The sequence below is a fragment of the Neisseria sp. P0009.S007 genome (assembly GCF_051962515.1).
In genome coordinates, this window is sequence record NZ_JBQCVF010000441.1 from 1 (window position 1) to 1,145 (window position 1,145).

1 protein-coding gene is annotated in these 1,145 nt (G+C 51.1%); it reads left to right on the plus strand.

The window, feature by feature from the left end; genetic code table 11:
* On the plus strand, positions 1 to 1,066 hold a 1,066-nt coding region (locus ACTHS3_RS13910), incomplete at its 5' end, for a cell division protein ZipA C-terminal FtsZ-binding domain-containing protein (RefSeq protein WP_440368242.1).
* Positions 1,067 to 1,145: the final 79 nt, after the last annotated feature.

Below are 1,145 nucleotides of genomic sequence, written 5' to 3' on the forward strand. Positions count from 1 at the left end.
CGAAGAGGCATTGCGCAACCTGCAAGAGCAAGATGAAATCTACGCGGCAAAAGCCAAACTGGCTCACCCTGCCCAACTTAAAACCGATGTCGAGCTGACCATGGAAGACGACTTTTCCGCAGAAGAAAAAGTCCAACACACCGTTATCGGCTTAAACAACGAAATTACTATCAGCCCTGCCGAAGCCGCTTCAGCCTCGGTTGAAACCGCTGCCGAACCTGCGGCACAAGTACCATTGATCAGCTTGGACGAATTGTCTCAAGTCGAGTTGCCTTGGTTTGACCCGCGCTTCGACTACATGGCATACATCTCCCTGAAACAAGCCCAAGAATTGCATGCACTGCCGCGCCTTTCCGGCACCCACCGCTTCCAAATCATCGGTTGCACCATGGACGACCATTTCCGCGTTGCCGAGCCGATTCCGGGCGTTTACTACCAAGGCTTCGTTATGGGCCTGCAGGCTGTCAGCCGCAACGGTTTGGCCGCGCGTGAAGAGCTGCAACACTTCGACCAACAGGTTGATGCTTTTGCCCAGCTGATGGACGGCAAAGTTTTACATACCGACTTGGATGCCTTCACCGAAGTCGCGCAAGCACTAGACCAATTCTGTGCGCGTGTTGACCAAACCATCGCCATTCACTTGGTTTCCCACTCCAATATCAGCGGCGTAGAGTTGCGTGCCGCTGTGGAAGATACAGGCTTCAAACTGGGTGAAGACGGCGCGTTCCACTTCGGCGACAACAACAACCCTCAACTGTTCTCCATCCATACCTTGGACAACAAACCGTTTACCAATCCTTTGCTGGACAACCAAGCCTACCGCGGCTTCAGCATGCTTTTGGATATTCCGCATGTTCCTGCCGGCGAAAAAACTTTCGACAAATTTATGGACTTGGCAGTCAAACTCTCCGGCCAACTCAGCTTGGATTTGGTTAACGACCAAATGGAAGAAGTTTCCACCCAATGGCTTAAAGACGTACGCAACTACGTTTTGGCCCGTCAGGAAGAAATGCTTAAAGTCGGCATCAAACCCGGCAGCAAACAAGCCCTGCGCCTGTTCTCTTAAAATTCCCCAATCAAAAAGCGGATATGCAATGACGGCATATCCGCTTTTTTTCAGGTAAAATCCCTTCATCTTCAATATT